Origin of the sequence: Paenibacillus sp. cl123 (assembly GCF_900101595.1) — a bacterium.
Lineage (GTDB): Bacteria > Bacillota > Bacilli > Paenibacillales > NBRC-103111 > Paenibacillus_G.
Genome location: NZ_FMYY01000027.1, coordinates 61,980 through 85,192 on the forward strand (window position 1 = coordinate 61,980; position 23,213 = coordinate 85,192).

29 protein-coding genes are annotated in these 23,213 nt (G+C 52.4%); 4 read left to right on the top strand and 25 right to left on the bottom strand.

The window, feature by feature from the left end; genetic code table 11:
- Positions 1-495: 495 nt before the first annotated feature.
- The 5 genes from BLR08_RS26905 to BLR08_RS26925 all read right to left on the bottom strand — a co-directional run bounded on the left by BLR08_RS26905 (position 496) and on the right by BLR08_RS26925 (position 5,534).
- Positions 496-1,485 (bottom strand): zinc-dependent alcohol dehydrogenase family protein, encoded by a 990-nt coding sequence (locus BLR08_RS26905; RefSeq protein ID WP_072337456.1) that lies wholly within the window; start codon positions 1,483-1,485, stop codon positions 496-498.
- A 74-nt stretch (positions 1,486-1,559) separates the two neighbouring features.
- Positions 1,560-2,348, bottom strand: coding sequence for a helix-turn-helix transcriptional regulator (locus tag BLR08_RS26910; protein WP_072337518.1), 789 nt, complete (start codon positions 2,346-2,348; stop codon positions 1,560-1,562).
- A gap of 106 nt (positions 2,349-2,454) precedes the next feature.
- Positions 2,455-2,991 (bottom strand): MFS transporter, encoded by a 537-nt coding sequence (locus BLR08_RS26915; RefSeq protein ID WP_072337458.1) that lies wholly within the window; start codon positions 2,989-2,991, stop codon positions 2,455-2,457.
- Positions 2,988-4,433 (bottom strand): FAD-binding oxidoreductase, encoded by a 1,446-nt coding sequence (locus tag BLR08_RS26920; protein WP_072337460.1) that lies wholly within the window; start codon positions 4,431-4,433, stop codon positions 2,988-2,990. Before BLR08_RS26920 ends, BLR08_RS26915 begins: the two co-directional genes overlap by 4 nt.
- A 321-nt stretch (positions 4,434-4,754) precedes the next feature.
- Entirely contained in the window at positions 4,755-5,534 is a 780-nt protein-coding gene (locus BLR08_RS26925) for an alpha/beta hydrolase (protein ID WP_072337462.1), read from the bottom strand.
- Between the two features lie 200 nt (positions 5,535-5,734).
- Between BLR08_RS26925 and BLR08_RS26930 the strand changes: the two genes are divergently transcribed.
- Positions 5,735-6,073, top strand: coding sequence for a hypothetical protein (locus tag BLR08_RS26930; protein ID WP_083537513.1), 339 nt, complete (start codon positions 5,735-5,737; stop codon positions 6,071-6,073).
- On the opposite strand, the gene BLR08_RS26935 is transcribed toward BLR08_RS26930, so the two are convergent.
- The 14 genes from BLR08_RS26935 to BLR08_RS26995 form a co-directional block, all read right to left on the bottom strand.
- On the bottom strand, positions 6,039-6,323 hold the full coding sequence (locus BLR08_RS26935; protein WP_083537514.1) for a hypothetical protein: 285 nt from the start codon (positions 6,321-6,323) through the stop codon (positions 6,039-6,041). The genes BLR08_RS26930 and BLR08_RS26935 overlap by 35 nt on opposite strands.
- A 70-nt stretch (positions 6,324-6,393) precedes the next feature.
- Complete coding sequence (locus BLR08_RS26940) at positions 6,394-6,993, bottom strand: TetR family transcriptional regulator (protein WP_072337464.1); 600 nt, start codon at positions 6,991-6,993, stop codon at positions 6,394-6,396.
- On the bottom strand, positions 6,969-7,118 hold the full coding sequence (locus BLR08_RS31330; protein ID WP_176835619.1) for a hypothetical protein: 150 nt from the start codon (positions 7,116-7,118) through the stop codon (positions 6,969-6,971). The genes BLR08_RS26940 and BLR08_RS31330 overlap by 25 nt, the downstream gene beginning before the upstream one ends.
- Positions 7,119-7,121: 3 nt before the next feature.
- Positions 7,122-8,288, bottom strand: coding sequence for a YhgE/Pip domain-containing protein (locus BLR08_RS26945; protein WP_072337466.1), 1,167 nt, complete (start codon positions 8,286-8,288; stop codon positions 7,122-7,124).
- 272 nt (positions 8,289-8,560) lie between these two features.
- Complete coding sequence (locus BLR08_RS26950; protein ID WP_072337468.1) at positions 8,561-9,097, bottom strand: cupin domain-containing protein; 537 nt, start codon at positions 9,095-9,097, stop codon at positions 8,561-8,563.
- A gap of 3 nt (positions 9,098-9,100) precedes the next feature.
- Positions 9,101-9,607, bottom strand: a complete 507-nt coding sequence (locus tag BLR08_RS26955) for a hypothetical protein (RefSeq protein WP_072337470.1) — start codon at positions 9,605-9,607, stop codon at positions 9,101-9,103.
- A gap of 150 nt (positions 9,608-9,757) precedes the next feature.
- Complete coding sequence (locus BLR08_RS26960; RefSeq protein ID WP_072337472.1) at positions 9,758-10,447, bottom strand: response regulator transcription factor; 690 nt, start codon at positions 10,445-10,447, stop codon at positions 9,758-9,760.
- Between the two features lie 10 nt (positions 10,448-10,457).
- Positions 10,458-11,546: a sensor histidine kinase gene (locus BLR08_RS26965; RefSeq protein WP_072337474.1), complete on the bottom strand. Its 1,089-nt coding sequence runs from the start codon at positions 11,544-11,546 to the stop codon at positions 10,458-10,460.
- A 14-nt stretch (positions 11,547-11,560) separates the two neighbouring features.
- The gene (locus BLR08_RS26970; RefSeq protein WP_072337476.1) at positions 11,561-12,472 is read right to left on the bottom strand and encodes a phosphotransferase family protein; all 912 of its coding nucleotides are present in this window, start codon (positions 12,470-12,472) and stop codon (positions 11,561-11,563) included.
- A 105-nt stretch (positions 12,473-12,577) separates the two neighbouring features.
- On the bottom strand, positions 12,578-13,222 hold the full coding sequence (locus BLR08_RS26975; RefSeq protein WP_072337478.1) for a response regulator: 645 nt from the start codon (positions 13,220-13,222) through the stop codon (positions 12,578-12,580).
- 179 nt (positions 13,223-13,401) lie between these two features.
- Complete coding sequence (locus BLR08_RS26980; protein WP_072337480.1) at positions 13,402-14,205, bottom strand: ABC transporter ATP-binding protein; 804 nt, start codon at positions 14,203-14,205, stop codon at positions 13,402-13,404.
- Positions 14,202-15,218 (bottom strand): FecCD family ABC transporter permease, encoded by a 1,017-nt coding sequence (locus BLR08_RS26985; protein WP_072337482.1) that lies wholly within the window; start codon positions 15,216-15,218, stop codon positions 14,202-14,204. The genes BLR08_RS26980 and BLR08_RS26985 overlap by 4 nt, the downstream gene beginning before the upstream one ends.
- On the bottom strand, positions 15,208-16,185 hold the full coding sequence (locus tag BLR08_RS26990; RefSeq protein WP_072337484.1) for an ABC transporter substrate-binding protein: 978 nt from the start codon (positions 16,183-16,185) through the stop codon (positions 15,208-15,210). Before BLR08_RS26990 ends, BLR08_RS26985 begins: the two co-directional genes overlap by 11 nt.
- Before the next feature lie 2 nt (positions 16,186-16,187).
- Positions 16,188-16,718, bottom strand: coding sequence for an SCO family protein (locus BLR08_RS26995; protein WP_256257799.1), 531 nt, complete (start codon positions 16,716-16,718; stop codon positions 16,188-16,190).
- 230 nt (positions 16,719-16,948) lie between these two features.
- Here BLR08_RS26995 and BLR08_RS27000 point away from each other — a divergent pair, with 230 nt between their 5' ends.
- Positions 16,949-17,194: an SRPBCC family protein gene (locus BLR08_RS27000; protein ID WP_143014468.1), complete on the top strand. Its 246-nt coding sequence runs from the start codon at positions 16,949-16,951 to the stop codon at positions 17,192-17,194.
- A gap of 92 nt (positions 17,195-17,286) precedes the next feature.
- On the opposite strand, the gene BLR08_RS27005 is transcribed toward BLR08_RS27000, so the two are convergent.
- The 3 genes from BLR08_RS27005 to BLR08_RS27015 form a co-directional block, all read right to left on the bottom strand.
- Positions 17,287-17,577: a hypothetical protein gene (locus BLR08_RS27005; RefSeq protein WP_072337490.1), complete on the bottom strand. Its 291-nt coding sequence runs from the start codon at positions 17,575-17,577 to the stop codon at positions 17,287-17,289.
- Between the two features lie 66 nt (positions 17,578-17,643).
- Positions 17,644-17,829 (bottom strand): DUF3934 family protein, encoded by a 186-nt coding sequence (locus tag BLR08_RS27010; RefSeq protein WP_072337492.1) that lies wholly within the window; start codon positions 17,827-17,829, stop codon positions 17,644-17,646.
- A gap of 104 nt (positions 17,830-17,933) precedes the next feature.
- Positions 17,934-18,641: a DNA alkylation repair protein gene (locus tag BLR08_RS27015; protein ID WP_072337495.1), complete on the bottom strand. Its 708-nt coding sequence runs from the start codon at positions 18,639-18,641 to the stop codon at positions 17,934-17,936.
- Positions 18,642-19,032: 391 nt separating this feature from the next.
- On the opposite strand from BLR08_RS27015, the gene BLR08_RS27020 reads away from it, so the two are divergent.
- Both BLR08_RS27020 and BLR08_RS27025 read left to right on the top strand, forming a co-directional pair.
- The gene (locus BLR08_RS27020; protein WP_072337497.1) at positions 19,033-19,887 is read left to right on the top strand and encodes a helix-turn-helix domain-containing protein; all 855 of its coding nucleotides are present in this window, start codon (positions 19,033-19,035) and stop codon (positions 19,885-19,887) included.
- A gap of 89 nt (positions 19,888-19,976) precedes the next feature.
- A complete protein-coding gene (locus tag BLR08_RS27025; RefSeq protein WP_083537516.1) occupies positions 19,977-20,960 on the top strand; it encodes a haloalkane dehalogenase in 984 nt (327 codons plus the stop codon).
- Between the two features lie 53 nt (positions 20,961-21,013).
- Here BLR08_RS27025 and BLR08_RS27030 read toward each other — a convergent pair whose 3' ends face one another.
- The 3 genes from BLR08_RS27030 to BLR08_RS27040 all read right to left on the bottom strand — a co-directional run bounded on the left by BLR08_RS27030 (position 21,014) and on the right by BLR08_RS27040 (position 22,860).
- Positions 21,014-21,331, bottom strand: coding sequence for a type II toxin-antitoxin system RelE/ParE family toxin (locus tag BLR08_RS27030; RefSeq protein WP_072337502.1), 318 nt, complete (start codon positions 21,329-21,331; stop codon positions 21,014-21,016).
- The gene (locus BLR08_RS27035; protein WP_072337504.1) at positions 21,309-21,599 is read right to left on the bottom strand and encodes a type II toxin-antitoxin system prevent-host-death family antitoxin; all 291 of its coding nucleotides are present in this window, start codon (positions 21,597-21,599) and stop codon (positions 21,309-21,311) included. The genes BLR08_RS27030 and BLR08_RS27035 overlap by 23 nt, the downstream gene beginning before the upstream one ends.
- A 409-nt stretch (positions 21,600-22,008) precedes the next feature.
- The gene (locus BLR08_RS27040; RefSeq protein ID WP_072337506.1) at positions 22,009-22,860 is read right to left on the bottom strand and encodes an NAD-dependent epimerase/dehydratase family protein; all 852 of its coding nucleotides are present in this window, start codon (positions 22,858-22,860) and stop codon (positions 22,009-22,011) included.
- Positions 22,861-23,213: the final 353 nt, after the last annotated feature.

Below are 23,213 nucleotides of genomic sequence, written 5' to 3' on the forward strand. Positions count from 1 at the left end.
ACTATGACCCCCTCCGACTCCCTTCCCGCAGCTCGCCACTTCACCTTTGGGCTTATAGGTCTGCTCCTTACGAAAAAAAAACATCGTGCGGGGGAGGGTCTCCCTAGTTCCAGACACAACTTTCTCGACATGCCGTTCCCCTTACACCGGAGAGTTCTTCCGCGCTGCGCTTCCAAGGACTTCACGCGTTCCATGGCCTTCGCCCATATTCGCAGGGCTCGGCACTCTCTTGTCCCTTTCGGGTCTTTTTTGACGATGCGGCAGGATTCACTTCATGTTACGGCCTGTCGATTTGCTCGCACTCCGCAGAGTTACTTTGTCACGGGGCTTCAACCTTAGGATCTCTCCACCAGTTGCCCGTCAGCTACGAGGCGACTTGGCTCTTACCTCGGCCGGACTTGCACCGGCTAGTTGTGCCTAGCTTGGCTAGGCGCGCCAAAATAAAAAAACAGATTTCCAGGATCATCTCCTTGAAATCTGTCCTTCTCGTACCGCCTATGAAATAGTCAGCATTATTTTGCCTTCCGCTCCGGCTTCGGCGGCTTGCACGGCCTGATGGATCTCCGCCAGGCGATAGCGGGCCGCCGGGGACTTGAAGCCGAGACCTCCCGCAGCCGCCAAGTCGAGAAGCTGCCCGAACGTCTCCTGCCACGCCTGCACCGGCACCTGCCGGTTCCAGTGGCGGAGATGGAACAGCCGGGCGTCCGCCTGCGTGGTCCGCACCAACTCGGGCCAATCGATCGGCTCGCCCGACAGCAGGCCGAGGCTCAGGAAGCCGCCTCCGGGGCGCAAGCATCCTGCCAGCTCCAGTCCGGCGCGTCCGCCTATGGAATCGACCGCCGCATCTGCGCCGCGCCCGCCCGTAAGCTCGTTCACCGCGTCATGCAGCTTGCATGCCGACGTGTCGATGACCTGGTCGGCGCCGAGCCGGAGCAGGTCGGCCGTATGCCGGGCGCTGCGGGTAACGGCGATCAGCCGGAAGCCGAGCGCCTGCGACAGCTGAGCATACACCCGGCCAAGCGCAGAGCCCCCGGCATTGACCAGCACGGTCATGCCCGTCCCGCTCAGGCGAAGCTCCTCAGTACAGGTTACCCAGGCGGTCAGCGGATTGATGTACAGCTGGGCCGCCGCGTCATCGTCAACGGCATCCGGCACACGAACAGCCCAGTCTGCCGGAACCCTCACATATTGCTGCCAAGTTCCCTCGCCTCTGAGCGGCAGCACGCGTCTGCCCAGCCATTCCTGCGGAATATCCCGTCCCGTCTCCTCGACCACGCCGATTCCTTCATAGCCGGGGATGGCGGGCAAAGCGATCCGATGAGCATACGCTCCCCGGATCGGGATCAGGTCGGACGGGTTGATGGGCGAGAGCTTCATGCGGACAAGCAGCTCCCCGGGACCGGGCGGCTCGGGCCGGCAGTGCTCCAGCTTCAGCACTTCCCGGGGCCGGCCAAACTCGTAGTAGGCAATGCGGATATTTTCCAACCGCGTTGTCTCCTCCCTATACGTATCATAAAGTCATCAAGTATGTATGCGTGTAAGCTACTGCTGCGGACCGGTCAATGAACCCCAACCCGGTTCAGGAAATTATTCATCAGCAGCGGGAGCGAGATCAGGATCGGAGGATCGTCCAGCCTCGGCGGATGCAGCATGACCCGCTGAGGGGGGAGGGCGGCGTATGGAGTAACGACGAGCGGCTCCTTGGACCGGGTCCGCAAGGTATGCTGCGGAAGCAGCACATCCATCGCCTGCATCCCCCATGTTATCGACGTCGCCATCAGGTAATAGACACCGGGCTTGACGCCGCTCAGGCTAAACCTCCCTAGAGAGGACAGCAGGGTGCCATACAACGGAAGCCCCTCGGGAATCGGCTTGGCGAACAGCCCCAGCAAAATAAATCCTTCGAACGGTATCTCCGCCTCGATCGTTCCTTCCACACGCCCATGAGCATGGGAAGTTCCCTGCAGAGACTGCCAATCGCTGAGCCCCTTCAGAGAGTGCAGATGATCATCCGTCTGCCTGGCTGATTGGCGGAATTGCGAAGGGGTCACGCCTACCCGTTCTGTGAATCTGGACGTAAACGTTCCTAGGCTCTGCTGCCCGACCTCCAGGCTGATATCGCGGATGCTCAGATTGGTGCGCAGCAGCAGATCCTTCGCTCTCTGCAAACGAAGGGAGGATACGTAATAAAGCGGCGGCAGACCCACCCGTTCCTTGAAGATACGAGTAAAATGATACGGACTGTACCCGGCAATATCGGCCAAGCGGGCGAGCAGAAGCGGTTCAGAGATACTCTCATGGATGTAGGATATCACTCCGTCTATTTCTGAATACCGATCGTTGGTCATGTCAGGCACCTTCTTTTCGGTAAAATGAAATTCGAACAGAACAAAAGTTCGCATTTATTCTACCACAAATTTCTTGCCAGCGAAACGGTATATTATGACTCGCCGGTCAGTCGCGGACCAGAGATCGCCACACGGCCCAGGCGCTCAAACCGTACAGCAGGGCGCTTACATAAAATAATGCGTTGATCGTCAGCCAGTCCATCAGATACCCGCCCAGAATGACGGCAAAGCCGGAAGCCGCCGAGGTCCAAAACTGATGGCTGCCGATGGCTCCCCCTCGTGCGCCTTGCACGGTATAATCGGCTAACAGCGAGCGCTCGCTCATCTTCTGCATAGCGCTGCAAACTCCCATTGCAAGCTGAAGGGCCAGCACCGCCATAAAGCTCTGCACCCAGGGGAAAGCCAGCATCACCAGCATCATGCCAAGCGAGCCGGCAAGCAGAAGACGCGGACCATGCCGGTCCAGACGGCTGCCAAGCCAGCCGGACACCGCTGCGGAGCTGACGGTAAATACGGCGAAGGCCAGGCCGTACTTGGCGTAGCTGTTGCCCAGATTTTTCAGAAACAGCAGATAATACGGATAGACCATGCCCGATGCCAGCGTCACGATCGTTTGGGAACGGATCAGCCAGATCAGCCTCATCGGCCCCCCTCCTCTCCGCGATATTGTTCGTAAAAGTAGTTCATGAACAACCCCTGCGGGTCCAGCCGGTCCTTCAGCGCGAAAAACTCGGCCTGCCGGGGATAAGCGGCCTGGAACTGCTCCCGGCTAGGATAAGCCGCGTACGGCAAATAATACGAGCCGCGGTGAGCGACCGCCAGGTCGATGATGCGGGCTATCCCCTGCCGGAACCCCAGCTGACCTTCTTCCGAGAGCGGAGCATGGAACAAGCAGACAAGCGCGAGCATGTCCTCCCGTGCGTAGGACAGCACCGCTTCCTCATCCCGCGGCACATACCGGACGGTAATGTTCAGCAGATTCAGCTCCTCTTCCGTCAGTACGGCGCGCAAGTCTTGCACGAAGTCCGCGAAGCGGTCCGGCGGAATGAAGTATTCCTGCAGCAGATCGTTTTTGCCGGGCGAGCTGTAGACCATGAAGGCCGACTCCGAACGCATCGCATTGTTCCGGCTTAGCGCCTTCCCCTGCTGGGCGGCGAAGTACGTCTCCTGCCATGCCCAGAACTTATTTTTGCCCCAGTCCGATGCTCGGTTTAGCGCAAATGCCAGCTTGGCCGGAATCACCCAAGCCTCGCGGCCGGACAGCTTCCCCACGTCCTGCAGAGAAACCGACGCGTCCCTCTTATAGTTCAGCGCATACATATCGGTCAGCAAGTGGTCCGGCGCTACGGATATCCGCGCCATATGCAGCTGTATGTCCGGGTCCTCAAGCACTTCCCGCCGGAAATAAGCGGGATACTCCTCCACCGTCATATGGCTCATGCCGGTCCTGTACACGGCATCATCCGTTAGCCGCAGCGTCACGTCTACAATAACGCCGAACAAACCGTAGCCTCCGAGCACGTACGGAAACCAGTCCGCATTCTCCTCCCGGCTCACCTGCCTGATCTCTCCGTCTGCGGTCAGCAGGCGGAACGACTCGACGCTGCCGATCAGCGAGCCGCTTCGGATGTCGCGGCCATGCGCGTTAACGCTGATGGACCCGCCTACGGTAAACAGGTTTTGGGATTGCATGGATGCAACGGCCAAGCCGTGAGGCTGGATATAGTTCTGAATGTCCTTCCAGGTCACGCCCGCCTGTACACGGATTTGCTTTCGTTGCGGGTCGAAGGACAGGATGCGGTTGAACGAGGTCATGTCGAGGACGATGCCGTCTTTATAATACGTATGCCCTCCCTGGCTGTGCCGCTGTCCGGCGATGGACACCGTGAGCCCGCGCTCCCGGGCCTCCTGAAGCACGCGCGCCAGCTGCTCTTCTTCACGGCCCGCGACCACCTTCTCTACCCGGACCGGATGCAGACGGCTGTAGTCGGTAATCCGGTACGGGTCCTGATCCGGACTGTCGTACACGATATATTGCCATACACAAACGGCAGTCAAGAGAAGAAGAACCAGTCCTTTTTTCATAGTCTAGTCGCCCCCGCCCTCCGCCAATTGCTCTATCCCTTTCATCTTACCGGGGGAAGGCACTGCTCCGTAGTACTAACTTTTTGTAGTACCCTTTCCCTGGCCAGGAAGGACGGCTTCCGTACTGCACGCTGCAAACTCTCGTCCGAACAAAAAAAAGAGCCGTGCTACAGGAATCCTTTCTTCCTGACGACAGCTCTTTTTCGTTATGTACATCGGCAGAAGAACAATCTTACAAGCCGTCGCCCGAAGAATGTCCTCCGAAGCGGACGAACCCGGTCCAAGCTTCCTTGGCCCACAAAAGCCGGATGCTGCCGGATGCTACCGCTCCAGCGGCAGCCACTGAAGCACCCTCTGGATCGTCATATCCCAGTAGGCCCAGTTATGCTCGCCCGGATGCTCTTCATATGTATAATCCAGGTCCAGCGTCTGCGCCGCTTCCCGGAAGCGCTGGTTGTCGTTGTATAAAAAGTCCTCCGTGCCGCAGCATTGATACAGCTTGGGCTTCGGTCCGTCCGCCGCCCCTGCCTGCTGAAGCAGATGGAATAAATCCCGTTCGCTTCCCGCGACCTCCTCGATCCGACCGAAAACAGCCGTCAGCTCTGCCGGCTTCAGCCGTTCTTTCGCCAGCCTGGCTACATCCGTCACTCCGGACAAGCTCGCTGCAGCGGCGAAACGGTCCGGATGGGAAAGCCCCAGCTTCAGCGCTCCATAGCCGCCCATCGACAGTCCGGCGACAAATGTCTTCTCCCTTTCTTCGGCGAGCGGAAAAAAGCTTCTGGCCAGCGCCGGCAGCTCCTCGCTTACGAAGGTCCAGTAGGCCAATCCATATGCCATATCCTGGTAGAAGCTGCGGTGGACATTCGGCATGACGACCGCTAGACCAAGGGAGGCGACATAACGCTCGATCGACGTGCGGCGCAGCCAGATCGTGTGATCATCCGACAAGCCGTGCAGCAGGAACAGCACCGGGTGCTTGCTTTCCCCATGACTATGGCCGGCCAGCCCGATCTGGCTGCGGGTTTGCTGCGGCATAATAACATTCATCGATGTGGACATCCCGAGCGCTTCCGAGAAAAAGTGACATTCCATTAATGCCATAACTTATTGCCCCCTTTAAACAACATGAGGGCAGGACAACTCCCGCCCCCTCTCAGTATAGGCCGATGCCCTTCGGTTGCCAAGCCTGCCTGCAAAAGCTCCGCAGCTTCCAGGGCCGTACCCTGGAAGGAACAGGCGGGCTGCCCGTCGAATAGAGTGACGTAAGCCGGCCGATCCAGGCGGTCATAAGGAGGCGTACCATGCCAAGAGACCGAATCAGCAGAAAGCCCTCAGCCCTCATCGGCCTTGCTGCAGCTGCCGCGGCCATCCTGCTGTGGACCATCTTAACATTCTATAATCCTTATTCGGGACGGCTTGAAGCAGACTCCGCTCTGATCACATTCTTCCTGCTGCTCCTGCCGGCCTGCCTCGTCATTCCGTCTGCATGGCTGTCCGCCCGCAAATGGATGGCGCTCGCCTTAATCTGGTCCTTGCCCGTCAGCTTGTACCTGGCGCTGACTCCCGGCATCTTCGCATGGTTCGGCGTATGCTGGCTGCTCTATCTTACCGCCTTCCTGCTGATGCGCGCCGGTAAGTAGAACGCTTGGCGCGCCGCTTGCGGGTTCTCCGCTCGCCGTAAGGCGCTTCGCTCAAGCTTACTTGCCGCCCGCCAGCCTTGCCGGACGCCGCTTGCTGCCTGACCTCGGCCACCATCTGCGCAAGCTGCTTCAGAACGGGAGACATCTGCTCGGCCGTCTCACACAGCGTATGCATCTTTCCGATCGTATCCCGCAGCTCGTCGAGGCCTTCATTCACATTCCGGATCATACCGGGAAGCCTGCTCATCATGTTCGCTCACCTTTCTTCAATCTACGGATGTATAGACTGATATAAGGTATGCGGCATCCGCCCGTTTGGCTTAGGCGTTCGTCCCGGGAGCGTGCAGGGAAGTCAGCACGAGCTTGACGAGATGGTCGGCGGCGGAACGTCCGTCCTGCACCTGCTCCGTTAATAAGCCGGGGTGCGTGGATATATGCTTATAGGAGATCGCCGCCCCCATCACAAACATTAGCGTGTAGTCCAGCGAATCGAACCGGAATACCCTCTGCTCCCGCCCCAGCTGCAGCAGTTCCCTGATCTTAACCCACACCGGGTCGGTGAAAGAAAAGACGATCTCCGACCGCGGGGAGCTGAGCTCAATCTCCTGCTTGAGAATTTTGCTAAGCTCGGGGTCCTCAAGTCCGAACAAGATAATCTCCCGCAGCAGCAGAGTCAGGCCCTCAACCGGGTCCCGAAGCTCGGCCTCGTGCTTGGCCATCTTGTTGCCCGGGAAAAATTGCTCGAACAAGGCGCGAAGCAAGTTCTCCTTCCCGCCAAAATGGTAGGAGACAAGCGCGACATTCGCGCCCGCCTCCTCGCAGATTTGCCTAATGCTGGTTCCGTCAAAGCCCTGTCGGGCGAACAGCTTCTTCGCCGCTAACAATATGCGCAGCTTTACGTCGGTTTCTCCTGCAGCCATTGCTGATTCCCCTCACATCGATTCATCTGCCTTCTATTATGGGAGCTGAGACGCGGATAGGCAAGCTGGAGGATCACCGCCGCAAGCTCGAATGCCTCGCCGGCGACAGCCTTGGCTGTCAGCATCAATCAGCCCGCCGGCACCGGATCGGCCGCGGCCACCCCTGAAGGCTGCGGCGCTTCCTTGCGCAGCGCCGTAGCTGCCAGCCCAACCCCGGCGCACACGACCAGAATGACCGCCAGCATCTGCGCCTCTCCGCCGACGCTCGGCCCGCCGAACAGCAGATTCATCCCGCCATTAACCGCATAAGTGGCTGGCAAATACTCGCTTAGCGCATGGTAGAAGCTGCCGAGCAGCTCACGAGGCACCATCGCGCCTGAAGACACCAGCTGCACCGAAAGCATCGCGATGTTGAACAGCATACCCGCCATCCCGAACACAATCAGGAACATCTGGGAGAAAAACATGAAGGTCAGCAGGAATAACGCCTGGAACAGCCACAAACTGACGAATCCGCCGGCATGCTGTCCACCCATGGCGATGACCAGGGATGTGCCGACAAGCGCGATCAAGACCGACGAGCCCACATTGATTAGGACGCGTGCTCCGAACTTGCTCCATCTGGAGATGCCCGTTCCGAGCATCATCGTAGCCTGCTGCAGATTCATCCCCATAATCATAGAGCCGACATAAGAGGCCAACACCAGCATCATCGGCACCATCTGATTGTTCATGCCTGCGACCGGATTCGTATAAGCGATCGTTGACGTTACTTTGTCAGCCACGCCTTGAGCTATGGCCTGCGCTTGCGCCGCGGGTACGTTTGCCTGCTTCAGCACAACCTCCGTGCCCTGCACCGTCGCTTGCTTGCCTGCCGTCGCGGTGATGCCGGAGGCGACGCTTTGCATCATCGATTTGATCATCATCGGATTCGATTCATTGATCGTGTACGCCAGCTCGGCTTGCTGACCCTGGCTCTGCAGCCGCTTGGAGAAGTCTGCCGGCACATGCAGCACCATCTGTACCTCACGGCGCTCCAGCATCGCCTGCGCCTCCTCCAGGTTCAGGCCAGCCGTTATCTTAAACGGTAGAGACGCCGCCAGCTGCTCGCCCAGCTTCTGGCCTGCCCCCTGATCTTCATTGACCACGGCAATGGACAACTGGCCCGTATGGTCGGTAATCCCGTTGTAGCCCGTCATCCAGATCAAGCTGAAGATGATTTGAAACATCATGGCCGTCACTATCCCGATAATCGTAGCCGGTTTCTTGAAATAAGCCCGTAAAGCATGCAGCATGGCACTCTCTCCTCTTTATGTACGCTTAATCCGTGAACTTAAACAAATGTTTTAATCATTCATTTAAATTAAACGTTTGTTTGAATTATAAAAAGGAGTTCTGATTTTGTCAATACGCGATTCAGCGTTTGTTCCATTTTTGTTCTATCCATTTACCCGATTTAACTTACTCTACAGCCGGTCTTTCAGGAGTGCCAAAAGTACGAGTTTGTTCGTCGCGGCGAAACGGATAACGACTAAAAAGGACGTGCACTGGCACGCCCCTAACCCGCTTATAAACGATATCCGAACGCCTTCGCAATCCTGGCTAATCCCCCCAGGGCTATATGCTGAATCCATCTAGGAGGTCCTGCTATATAACCGTCCATTGTTGTCCAAGCAAGCCCCATCCAGAGAGGATTTCTCGGAATGCCTTTGGCATTGAGCTTCCCTTCCGCTTCGAGCTTGTGCAATAGCCTGAACATGTTCCAATGCTGACCGGGTGGACGAATTTCATGGATAACGCGCAGCATGGTTTGGCTCTCATTCCACGCCTGATGAATCTGCCCGGGCTTAATGTGAATTTGCTCCCCCGGCCCTGCGAGGACAGTGTGATCATCGATCAAGAACCGCATGGTCCCTTCGATAATTGTAAACTTCTCATCCAGGACCGGATGCGAATGCGGGCCATTCATAGCCCCGGGGCTAACAATCGTATGCTCGAGTATTAAATACTCCCCTTCTTGATCTGTACCATGACTGCTAAGCGTAATCGTGTTGCCGTTTACGAATTTTAAAGTTTGACCGGTAGCTTGTTGAAGCTCTTGCATAAGTTATCCCCTCTCGGATTTCACCTCGTTCAGACGGGCAACCCTTAAGAATCCCAGGAAGATTAAGATCGATCCGGCCGCATTGCATAACAAACGGAACCAATGAACTATGATAAATTCATCATACGCTTGCTGCAGAACCTCTGTGGCATGCACCGCAGATCCTTCAATAAACATGATCTCGTTTCGCGGCCATTCCCAGATGACCGAAGCGGCTCCTTCTGCGAACATCATAAGAACGCTGCCGATGATCAATACCCGCGCATTCTTATATCGCCAGCTAAACAAAATAGCGGCAACTCCCGTTACCCAGCTCATGAACCCCAAAGGCGGAAAATACGTATGAGGGCTTGCTACCTTCATGAACTCCATAGCCGTGTTAAGCGAGTTCGGAATATCATGAAAAATATTCGGGTACACCATAAAGGTGTTCAGCAGCATGGAGCCCAGAAGAATCCACTGTACCCACAAGTGGGATGTAACGGTAGAGATGGAAAGTATTCTTTTCATAAACTTATTCCTCCTTGGAATGATTAGCATGTATTGAACTGATCTAATCATAACGAGGAGTTATTGAAGCACTATTTTGCATTCCTTAAGCAATTCTTAAATAAAAAAAGCCCCGAGCTAAGAAGTTTGCTCAACGGCCGTGAAAGTACGCTATTCTTTATTAAAACGGTACCCGACACCCCAAATCGTCTCGATATACTGAGGATTGGACGCTTCCTCCTCAATCTTTTCCCGTATTTTACGAATGTGAACAGTGATGGTCGAGCTGTCGCCGATGGAGTCCGCCGACCAGATCCGCTCGAACAGGTGATCTTTGCTGAAGACCAGGTTAGGATTGGATGCCAGGAAGACAAGGAGCTCATATTCTTTGGCCGTCATGCTCCGTTCGACTCCTTTGACGAATACGCGGCGGGAACGGGTGTCGACCACAAGGTCCCTTACCCTGATCAAATAATGATCGCTTTCCTTATGGATCAAGCGGTTATATCGGGCGATATGCGCTTTAACGCGGGCAACCAGTTCAGTAGGGTTAAACGGCTTCACGATATAGTCATCCGCGCCGCGGTCAAACCCGCGTATTTTATCGATATCTTCATTTTTGGCGGTAACTATTAAGATCGGAACGTCAATGTCTTTCCTGATTTTTTTACACAGCTCGAGACCATCGGTTCCCGGAAGCATGAGATCGAGCAGGATGAGATCATACGAGTGAGACAAGGCTTTCTGCAGACCTTCTTCTCCAGTAAGCGCAATGTCGCTTTCCATCCCGTAAGACTCCAGATAATCTCTCTCCAGCTCAGCGATATGTTTCTCATCTTCAATAATTAATACTTTCGGCATGCTGCCTCCCTCATCTCCCCGGTGTATTAAGACAGATGGAAATCGTCGTGCCGCTCCCTATTTCACTTGTTGCCCATATCCGTCCATCATGGGCGTCGATGATTTGCTTGGCAATGGCCATCCCCAGTCCGCTTCCGCCCGTTGCCGAATTGCGCGCGGCATCCGCACGGTAGAAGCTGTCAAAGATGTGAGGCAATGCTTCGGGAGAAATTCCGATTCCGTTATCTTCTATCTCGATTTTTACTTGCCCGGGCTCGGCTAGCAACCTCACCTCGATTAACTTTGCTTGCTTATCCATATATTTCAAGCTATTCTGAACGATATTCTCTATGACCCTCCTGAATTGCGTCCTGTCCGCCATAACGACATACGACTCCTCCGGGTTATGCTTAAATAGGACTTTTCCCCCGTTCGGTTCGAGCGTATAACCCAACTCTTCTAAATAATCAGCCAAAAGCGCCCGAAGGTCCACCTCCTCGAGCAGCATCGGCACTTTATGAAGATCAAGCTTGGAATACAGGAACAGTTCGTTAATCATCTTCTCCATCGAGCACGCGTTCATATAGATAATCCGCGAATAATGCTCTACCTTATCCGGAGATTGAGCTACACCGTCAAGAATGCCCTTTGCGTATCCTTTGATCGACGTCATCGGCGTCCTGAGATCATGGGAGATGCTTGCGATCAGTTCCGTCCGATTGTCCTCGTACTTGGATTGGAGCTCCTTTGCTTCGAACAATTTGCTTCGCATATGCTCAAAAATGGACGCCAGCTCGCCAATCTCATCGTTGCTGCTCGCCTTCATAGAAAAGGCCAGATTGCCTTGCGCGATTTCCTTCGCCCCATTTGTCAGCATCCGAACCTGCTGCAGAATGCTCTTGGAAACGAGATACGTGATGATCCCATTGGAAGCCGTTATAGCAAAAAGCAAGCCCGTTACCCGGATCGTTGTAAACAGCTGGAGGTTCTCCCCCTCCAGGCGGCGGTCAAACACGTACACCATCATGCAGACGGCGATGAGTTCGATCAATAAAAACATGGCAAAGGGCACTAAAATCATAGCAATATTGGAGAGAATGAGTTTCTTTTTGATAGACATGGGACGCCCCCTCTCTAGCAGGCATCTTTGTTGACACGCGCATCTTCTTCAAGTATTTCTAATGCTTCGCAAATCCATTCCTTCTCGCCGGACCTTACGCCCTCCACCAGGTAACTAATCTGATCGAACGTAACAAAAAAAGAGACCTTTCTAATAAGCGCATCCTGATTAAGCACACCTCTACAGGTCATCACTTGCCGGGTAAATGTCTCGCCGCAATCCTCCAACAAGTACACATAATCGTAATCCGGATCGCTTATCGCTGCATCGCCGAAGTCGATAATCCCCGTTAATGCCGTCTTCGATGGATCCGTCAAAAAGTGGTCTGGCGATAAATCACCATGAATCAATGCAGGCGTATATTCCGAATACGGAGGGTCGTCCAAATACGTTTGGCAGCGTCGCGCGATATAATGCTGCAGGGACTCGGGAAGTACCGGAAAAGCTTCTATTTTTGCCGATTCCAGCAGCTCCAGAACTTCATGATTAAGGTTTCGAACAGGAACGTCCGCCGCAATGGCAGTCTCAACAGGAAATTCACCTAATGCATGCATGAAAGCTGCAAGCTGAGCAGCCAGCCGCTGACTTGCTTCACCGGAGAGAGACGATATTCCATTCTCCCCCAGGATCTCGCCCTGAACTTTTCGATAGCCAACAAAAGGACGGCCGTCATTTTGCCTTCCGACAAACTCAAACACAGGAATGCCGACATTCAAACGACTAGCTAACAAGGGCAGTAACTGAATCTCTTTGTGCAGCTCGTCTGCTCCTTGTTGGCTCTTGGGAAAACGAAAGACCCATTCCCCATTGACGAGGAGCGCATAATTCCTATAGCCTTCACCGAGCGACTCCACTGAAAGCAAACCGATGCCGGGGAACTGTGTTTCAATCGTCCTTTTTACATCGTCAAGCTCATGCTTTGTCATCATTCATCCTTCCTTTCATTCTCCTTCTATTTTTAGTATATAAAACATTAAGACTCAAGCGTTAGTTTGGCTTGAGTCTTTGTTAATTTATGAGACGCCTCTTATTTAATGAGAAACCCAGCCCTGCTCATAAGCATACCTTGCCAATTGCACGCGATTCTCTATATGCAGCTTTTGCATGATGTTCCTCAGGTGATTTTTTACCGTATTTTCGGTTATGGTGAGCTTCACCGCAATTTCCCGGTTACTCATCCCGCTGGTGACGCATTCCAGGATGTCTTGTTCTCTTGCCGTTAGCTGTGTAACTCTTTTATCGAACTTTTTGCGCGAGAACTCCTGCAGCAGACGCAAGGCGAATTTCCGGGACATAGGCACCTCGTCGACCGCGACCGCCCTCAAATATTGGAGCCATGCAGACGGGCTGATGTTTTTCAACAAGTAGCCTTGTGCGCCTTTTTTTATCGCTTCGAATAAGTCCGAAAACTCGTCGGATACGGTAACAATGATAATTTTGGCGTACGGATAGCGTTCCTTAATTTGTTTGGTTGCTTCCAATCCGTCCATCTCCGGCATGTTAATATCCATGAGCACGAGGTCTGGCATAAGCTGCTCCATCAATTCGACGGCCTCCGCCCCGTTCCGCCCCTCGCCCACGATCTCGAACCCGGCGTCCATATAGATGATCGTCCTCATGCCTTCCCTCGCATGTTCATGGTCATCGACGATCAATACCCGAAACGGCTGACTTATGGGGTTCCACTCTCCCTTCCTTAACGTACATAATTTCCGTCACGTTGTCGCTTCGACCAAGGTGCAGACGCCAATTCAGTTCCCCGCAGCATCGTGAATATGAAAGTTATCGTAACAAGGAATGGTTAAGGAACTGTTTCGTAATTCTTAAGCGATTCTTAAATAAGTTGGTTGACTATTTAACAAACTGAGCTCGAATTTCCCATTGTCAACAGTTTCATGCTTTTGATCACCGGGCATCCGCCTTCTATATCCTGCGCTACGCAGGCGTCAACATGGAACACATCCCGCAGCATCTTCGGAACGATCACTTCACAGGGCTGCCCTTGAGCATAGACGGCGCCTTGCTTCATGACCGTAATGCGGTCGGAGAACGCCGCGGCATGGTTCAATTCGTGCAGCACCATAATGACTGTCATCCGCTCGACACGATTCAGATGAACCACAAGCTCCATGATTTCGAGCTGGTGGCAAATATCCAGATAGGTCGTCGGCTCGTCAAGCAGCAGCACCTTCGGCTGTTGGGCGACCGCCATGGCGATGCGGGCCCGTTGGCGCTCCCCGCCGGACAACTCCCGCACGCTTCTGGATGAGAAGGTGTTCATCCCGGTAAGCTGAAGCGCCCAATCGACGACCCGGCGATCGTCCTCGTCCAGGCGCTGTATGAATCCTTTATGGGGAAACCGTCCATAAGAAACGAGATCGTAAACGCTGATGTCCGACAAATCTTCATGGGACTGAGCCAGCATCGCCAGCTGACGGGCGAATGACTTCATGCCCCACTCCCTGATCTCTTTCCCGTCTATGTAAACAACACCGTTCTCCCCTTTTAGTTGTCGGGAGAGCACCTTCAGCAGCGTGCTTTTCCCGCAGCCGTTTGGACCGAGAATGCTGTGAACGAGTCCTGATTCAAACCCTATGCTCACATCATCCATCACCCTGCTTCCGCGATACCGAACGACGAGATGTTCCGCGCGAATCATACATGGTTTCCTCGCTTTCGCAGCAAATACAGAAAAAATGGAGCGCCGACCGCGCCCATGATAATCCCGACGGGCAGTTCGACCGGAGCGAAAACGATACGGGCCACCGTGTCGAAAATGGTAATCGCGGCGATCCCGAGCAGCATGGCGGCGGGAATCAGCAGCCGGTAGTCATTGCCGATAAGCAGCCTTGCTGCGTGGGGAACGACAAGGCCGACGAACGCGAGCAGACCGACGACGCTAACGGCGCTGGCGGACAGAAGCGCTGCAGCGGCGGTCACCCCAAACCTTATCAGTTCGACGTTCAGGCCTAATCCTTTTGCATCCGAATCTCCGAGCATCAGAATGTTCATGCGCTGAGCAGCCAACAGTGCGAACAAGACGCCAACAATGGTGTAAGGCAGCAGGAGGTGCAGATGAGGCCAGCTTTTGGCCGAAAGCCCGCCGACCAGGAAGAGCAGCGCGCCATCCACCCGGTCACTGTAAAACACGAGCATCCCCGAAATGCCCGAACTGAAAAACGCCGAGACGGCCACTCCTGCCAAAATGATGCGGCCTGGGCTGACGCCATTTTGCCAGGCAAGCGCATAGATGATCATGGTCGCGACTAACGCTCCGACAAACGCGACTGGAGTCATCAAATAAGCATAAGCCGGAAACATAACCAATGTGGCGATGCCGAACATGCCCGCGCCCGAGGAGACGCCGATAATGTGCGGATCCGCCATCGAATTTCGCATGACGCCCTGGAGCAATGCGCCTGCAAGCGAAAGATTAACGCCGACAAGAGCGGCAATTAGCGTTCTGGGCAGCCGGACATTCCAGATGATCGCATGGATGTTTCCCTGCATGTCGCCCGTAAAGACACGATAAATATCCCCTAAACCAACATGGACCGCACCGCTGACAAGGCTGAAAACGATACCCGCCGCGGCCAGCAGAGTCAGCATGGAAAAGACGGTCAACCGCCACGGCGCGGATGCCCGTACGCTCGATACCGCTCTAGCTTCCATAGATATCCGGGTACACCAGCTTGGCCAAATATTCGAACGTGCGATCGATATTTAACCCTTCCGGATTGACGAATTCGGCGGGCAGGAACATCATGCGGCCTTCCTTAACGGCCCGAAGCGAAGCCCATGCAGGATTGCTCTCCAGATCGTTTCGCAGCTTCTGATGGCCGAATTGTTCCGTGCCGTGCACACTAATGAACAAATAATCCGGGTCCGCCTCGATCAACTTTTCGATACTGTAAGGTACGGAGCCCGGGATTTGCCCGGACTGCATAGCGGCAGCCGCATTGTTCATATTCAGCTGCTCGACGATATCGAGCGCGAGGCTGTCGCTGACTTGAATGGAGATCCCCATCGGCATTATCGTAAGAATGGCGAACGTCAGCGAACGGTCAGGCGCCTTTTCGATAATCCGCCGGATGCGGTCGTCCGTCTCTTTAAGCGCTTTCTCCGTCTCCCTCTCCGTTCCGATGATGCTCCCGAACAGTCTGCCTTTGCTTTGGATATCGTCGTAGCTTTCAATTTTCAGTAAAGCAAACGGTATGCCGCTGGCAGCAAGCCCTTCGGTCAATCCCGTATGAAAAAAAGGATGACCGATTACAAGATCCGGCTTCAGACTTGTGATTTTTTCCAGACTGACGTTATTGATTTGCCCGACGTCTTCGGCATCCAGAGCCTGCTCAGGTACGGAAACGGCAGGTACGCTCGCTCTCCCGACAACCCGGCCTCCAAGCTGGTAGAACAGCTCCAGCCCCTCGTTCAGAATGACGACTCGTTCGGGTTTCGTCTGCAAATCGATTTCGTATCCTATGTCATCCTTAAAGGTCAAGTAAGGCTCCGCCGCGCTGCCCGCTTTGGCGTCATGGTCAAGAGCTTGATTATGCTTCGTACCGGAACCGGAAGCGCATCCGAGAATAGTTAGCATGAAGATAAGGCATATCGCCAATAGGGAGATATTACGTTTCATTTTTACACCTCTGCTTTCAACCGAATATCGCGAATCATTTTATCATAGTCCGGATCCTCTCCATCGTAATCGAACAGAACCGTGCCGGTCCCATCAACAAGAAAAAACGACGTTCCGTGAGTAACTTGATCCGATCGGGGGTCCTTGACGACACTTGTTTTAAATGAATCCCGTGCAAAGGCCTGAATGTCTTTATCCGAATAGCCCGTCAAAGCATGCCAGTTGGTAAAATCCACTTTGAACTTCTCCATGTACTGCTTTAAAACCTCCGGACTGTCTTTCTCCGGATCGACACTGAATAATACGAGCTCTGCCTCCAGCCCTTCCTCCTTCAATTTATCTTGCAGACGGGCAAGATTATGCGTCATGCCCGGACACACGGTCGTGCAGCTCGTGAAGATAAATCCGGCTACCCACACTTTATTCTTCAGATCGTCTAATGAAAAGGCCGCTCCGTCCTGGTTCGTAAACGCAAAGCTGTCCACCTTGTAATTCAACGGGGTCGTCGATACGTTTCGTGTGCATGCCGTCATAACACAAACCATGAACAAGAGGATGCATGGCCAAATCAGTTGTGAACGTCCTATTCTAAGCCCAGGTATAAACACTTTATTTTTCGCCTCCTATTAAAATTTCGCCGGAGAACCGGCGCCTCTCCATCTTCACTCAACCGGCATGATTTCTCATGACACGGAAGTGCTATAAATTTGAACATTTTGTATACGGTTGGGAAATGATTAATTTCCTTTATAGGGAATTTCCCTTGAAGGAAAATTTGTCTCCTGAAAGACTCATCCACACCTTTGAATTCGAAGGCTTCCCCGGGCAGGTCGCTCTTACAACTATCCAGTTCGAAGAACTGCCTGACGGTAAAACGAAATTTGTTGAAAGCACGGTTTATCCTTGCCGTGCAAGCTCGGGATGGGTTGGTGCAATCCGGTATGTCGGAGGGGCGATTGAGCTCTTGGACCGGTTTGAGGAAGTGCTTGGGAAGCTTCAGAACGCTTGAAATGGAAATCTAAAGGGGAAGCTAATCACAAAAAAAAGCTAAGCCAAGGTCATGCCCGAATCGGCATCCTTAACTTAGCTCCATGCTGATGCTTACTTCTTACCGGCGTACTCCGTATTTGCCGTATCCAGCATAGACTTCCAATTCGCAAAATCCGTCTGCCGATCGACATGCCGATCAAACAGCTCGTCAGGAATGTTGTCGATATCTTCATAAGTCTTAACCTGGAAGTTGCCTTGCTCTATAAACTCCTCAAAACTGTTAAAGCGGGTATGCTTATTCATGAACGACACATTAAACAATTGATCTAAGGATACGTGATTCGGATCTTCTTGAATCGTTTTCTTACCCTGTAAGTCCAACAGCAGCTCGTCAAATGACATTGGTTTTTGTCTTCTCAAATTACCACTCCTTGATCTGTAAGCTTTTCTTAATTCTTACGATAACTTTTACTCGTTCGGTTTATCGTTTTGTTGTTCGTCCGAAGAAGCTGCTGCTCCATCCTGATTTTTGGTCCCTTTGCTTTTATACGGTTTGGGGGCACTTCTGAGTCTGTTGGCACTCGCTTGCCATCGGTTCCAGCCCTTCTTGTCCGTACCCCTGCCTGTTCCGCCTTTGCCTTTAGCTTTACTCAAATAATCACTCCACTTCATGTGTGCGGGTTACGATGGGTACGTAACATGAATCATATCATGATATTGCCTAAACTCAAAAAAAAGACCCTCCAACCACCAATACTTTAACACCTTACATGTTTACGCTTAAAACCAATTTGCCCCTTATCCACAGCCTTTTGGATATTATCGAAAGCATTAATGAACTTGCTTTTCGGCTTGTCCTTATTGACCTCGACCGGACCTACTGCCTTCGCGATCTCGACGGCCTTGTCATGAAGCGGCACATAGGACACCCCTACCGTGTAAATAAAATTATTCATCGCATATTTCGCCCGTTCCGGGGCATCGTGAATCGTATTTTTCACAGTTTCAAGCATACCGGCAAGCTTACTCTCGGAAAACTCCCCATCCGGGCGATTCCCCAGCAGCCAGCAGTAACAGCTCCACCCTGCCGACATCTTCAACTCTTCCCCGCTTGCAATCCATTTATCAGCCACTTCTTGAGCAATATGAGCTTCCGCCAAGGTAACAGCAACCACGTAATCGGAAATCATATAAAAATAAGCCGCGTCGATCCAACGCTCATAATCCGCTTCCGTCATTGCATTAGGGTCGGCAATTATGCCGGCAAAATACATCGCATCGTAGTTCCCCGTGGCGTACAGCTCCTCAGCCAAAGGCTGATTGATTTTAGTTTTTCTGAAAATCGGCTTCATTTCGCCCGTAGCAACGCCAAAAAGCGGCTCCTTAGCTCCATTGGAAATATACATCTTCTTAATGCGTTCCTTGCCGAGCGCTTCGAGCTCTTGCATAACTGCTTCTAAATTCATTATTGCACTTCCTTTCTTGGCAGGTTACTTGCTTCGTTCGTTATTTATCGTTATTGTAACATGACAAATCCCTCGAATCGTCACTTAGTGGACTCGAGGGCTTATTAGTTACTTTAAATTCTTGTGACCTAAGACGGCTCCTCTTCCAAGTCGACTGCGGCATCAAACACACTGGATAATGCCTAATCCCCCATAGTCGTCTCTAGATTGGGTCATTAACTGCTTCAACTCCTTAGTACTGGAATTGATTTAAAATCCCCTGCATAAATCCATTTTATGCAAGAGCTTTAATCATTCTCCCTTTGGCTTCAATCGCCTGAATTCAGGTATAATGTTGGTAAACGATGATGAACCGTCTAATGGAAGCAATCCATCGCAAAAGGAGCTCCCGATGTACATCCGCCAATTCCCTCCCTCGCCTATGTTGTTTCCGTACTTGGATGGCATTTGGGTTCAAGAAGATATGAATCCGACTAACTTTGCCAATAGGAACCCGGTTAAGGTGCTGCCTACCTCCAGGACGGTTATCGGCATTCAATACGGTCATCCTATGAAAAAGCTGGGGAACAACGCTGAGGTTTCAATGGGTTCAAGCGGCATAACCGGCTTGCATGAAACCGTACAGGAATATGTCGGCACAGGCGCCATTGGAACCATTATTATTCCCTTCAAGCCGGGCGGCTTGTCCCATTTTACCAAGTACCCTCTTCATGAATTTCAAAATGCGGATGTTCCCTTGGAGCTTGTCTTTCCCGGTCAGAGCGTCCGGGAGTTGGAAGAAAGGCTGATCTATGCGTCTGGCGCGGCAGAACGGGTCGGCATTGTACAGCAATTTCTAATAGCGGCCTTACGCAACAAAGAAAAAGATCATCTGGTATTAATGGCGGTAAAACAGATCACAAGAAGCCAGGGATCCCTGTCGATCGAGCGGCTTGCTGCGCAATGCTATGTGAGCAAGCGTACCCTGGAACGAAAGTTTAACGCCTTAATCGGCGCGTCTCCCAAGCAATTCGCGGGTATCGTTCGATTTCAGCATACGATTCAGCTTCGTCATGCCGGTTATGATTATCTGGACATTGTCCAGGCATGCGGATATACGGACCACGCCCATTTTGCCAAAGACTTCAAAGCGTTTGCGGGCTGCAGCCCCGAGCTGTTCTTCTGCAGCGAAGTCCAGCCGGAATTAAAAAAATCCTTCAACGAAAGCGAAGCCAACTCCGGAACCAATCACCATCTGTACTACTAAAGCTCAAGCCTTCCCTAGGTTCATAGGGAGGGCTTATTTTAATGTCAGCCGAGGTTGTCGCATTTTTACAATGAGCTGTCCGGGGTTGGATGATAAACTCTGACTATCAACTACCCACAAACGAAGGAGCTGTTCCTCGTATGTCCCATTTTGAAACATTGCCGATTGGCAAGGAATATCCGTTCGAGTCGCGCTACATGAAAGCAAACGGCCATCAACTGCACTACATTGACCAAGGCGCAGGCAACCCCATCGTCTTCCTCCACGGCAACCCGACCTGGTCGTATACGTTCCGCAACATCATTCCCTACGCGCAAGCCAACAATCGTTGCATTGCCGTTGATTTGATCGGGATGGGCCGTTCTGACAAACCCAACATCGGCTACACGTTCCTGGAGCATGTTGATTATGTGACCCGATTCTTGGAGCAGCTGGAGCTGGAAAACATCACACTTGTCGGACATGACTGGGGAGCGGCCATCGGCTTGCAATATGCAATGAAACATCCCGATAAAATAAAGGCGGTAGCCATGCTCGAACCGCAGGCGTTGTATCCTAATCCTGCCTGGTCGGATTTCTCTCCGCCGGAAGCTCAATCCTTGTTCCAAACGCTGCGCGATCCGGAGAAAGGCTGGCCGTTCATGAGGGACAACAGCGTATTAATTGAAGGTATGACGCAAACGATCATCAACCGGCCGATTTCGCCGGAAGAGCATGAACATTACCGGGAGCCGTTCCGCAATCCGGAAGCCCGAAAGCCGATGTGGGTATTCCCCAACCAAATCCCGATTGAAGGACGTCCGTCCGAAGTGGTCAAAGCGGTGAATGCTCGCAATACTTGGTTTACGTATTCTCCTATACCGAAACTGCTGTTCTACGCAACGCCAGGTTGTACCGTTCGTGAGCCGCAGCTGAACTGGTGCCGGAAGCATCTGCAGCATCTCACCCTTTGCGATATCGGGAAAGGCTTCCACCATCTGGCGGAGGAAAACCCTCATCTCATCGGCCGCGAGTTGCAGTGGTGGCTGCTTAGGGTTAATGAAATGGAAAAACCGAAAAAGAGGCTTCCCTAAAAAGGCAAAAAAGACGCCGATTCGCTCAGCGCCTTCTTCCGATCTATGGGTACTTAACGTACAAACCAGCGATAATCTTGTCTGCAATCTACAATGTGATCCACATAAACCATCTCATCTTGTATCTGATACAAGATGAGGTACCACTTCTCCACAAACATCTTGTGATACTTATTTGGGGGTATAAACTCCTCATCCAGAAAAGGATAGCGTCCCGGCATCAGTGCCAATGAACGTATTGCTTGGAGCAATTCATTTTTCGTATTGCGCGCTGCTTCAGGACTCTTCTCGGCAAGAAAACGCACGTGACTTGCGAGCATTTGGCGAGCCCGGTCGGATACAATCACCTTATATTGAGGTGTTTTTACCATGTTCTACCTCATCGATAATTCTATCCAAGTACATATCCAGGTCGTCCGGCGTCACGCCTGTACGTCCCGCCAAGCGATCCTCTTGAACAGCCAGCAGTTCTTCACGAAGCTTCAACATCTTCTCGCGACGGGAGAATGCTTCAATGTCCATCACTACAAGGTCTCCTTCACCGTTTTTGGTCAAATAAACCGGCTCCCCGGAAGCTTTGCATAAATCAGCAATTTCATTATAGTTTTGCCTAATACTGGCCGATGGTTTGATTAACAATCTGCTCACCCCTCACATAGCTGTATTTTAATCTTATTATACCCATTTTGTGCTATGTGTTCAATACGCTCTCGGAGGTTTCCCAATCATACAAGAACTGCAAATGCAATACTTGTATCCACTGTTTGCTTCTCAAGGTCAATCAAACCTTGTGGAGCCCGCCCATACTCCAGCATTCTTCTAATTCCCCTTTTCTATTTTTCTTACAACATCAAATATCGATATTGTTTTGCTGCATTATCCTTTGATTTAAAATGAGAATCGAATTCGATCAGGAGGAGCTTAAAGGGGGCTATACTTCCGATAATTATTGTTTCTTCTGTCAGTTGGTATAATTTAACATGGAAAAGCAGAGATGCAAAATCTCCGCTTTCTTGAACAGATTCACTTGTTATTCTACAGCTGCCGCTTAATGGAGCGTCTGAGGAAAACCTTCACGCCATGAAGCAAACCGCGGACTCCAGCCATGCCGAAGTGCCTTGGCATTAAGCGCTCCACGATCTCCTCTCGCTCTTCCTGGAATTGTCTTAGGTTCAGGAGCGTTAAGGGCTTTCGCAAAGACAGGCACCCATTCGGTACCCGCTGCTGGATCGCTATCAACAATGTTATAGGTTCCAGTGGGCCATTCCAGTGCCAAAACAGCTGCAGCTGCGGCGTCTTCTGTATGAACAAAAGAAGCGACGCCGTCAGTAGCAGGCAAGTTCCCAAGCCGAGCTTGCTCTGCGAACAATCCGTTCGAACCGTACCAGGTCCCTTCACCGTACAGCACGCCATATCTAAGAATGACATGCTCGGGCATTTCCGCAGCAGTGGTTTCCAGTGCATGAACGCCGTTCACGCTTGTGAGCTGCGGTTCCGGAGCCTCAAAGTCTAGTGGACAATCCTCCGTTGCCGGCCCTTCTCCGGGCGCATAGGTCATTGTGATGCTTTGCGCGATCATCCGGCGAACGCCGGCGGTAAGCGAAGCATCCACTAGGTTTCTCGTTCCTTCCTCTCGAATTCTTGCATTGGCGGATGGATCCATAGCCTGCAGCGAAGTCAGTTGGTGAATGACCACCTCTGGGGAAGTTTCGGCAAGTACTCTGAACAAATTCTTGCGATCATATACATCCGCTTGGACAAATGAAGCTCCAGCTTTCTTTAAACTTTCTGCATGCTCCGGGTTGCGTATTAACCCAATCACTTCATGTCCCTTTTGTACTAGCAACGGAATGAGTGCCCTCCCGATGACGCCACTTGCTCCAGCAACTAAAATCTTCATTTGTTACTGCCTCCCACTATAAAGTAATGTTTTCTTCTGTTTTCTCACGTATTCTCAATATTTCAACTTTGACAGCTTGAGCGGTAATAGCGGAGAATGTAGCCTATGCAACTGACTGGAGTCAGAGCGTAGGCGGGAATAGAGCTTAGGATGTCAGATTCCAAAACTGTGGATGATTCGGTATGATCGCACAGTTGGATATCCACATTCACCCTCGGGGTTTACCCTCCCATGTCACGCTGGGTCTATGCCCTCACATTCCTTCGTTCTACCTCTCAAGGGGTGGATGCCGATTCTTGCTCCTTTACGGGGTCGTTGCCCTTATGGAATGTAGTCCTTCGGCTGCTCCAGTG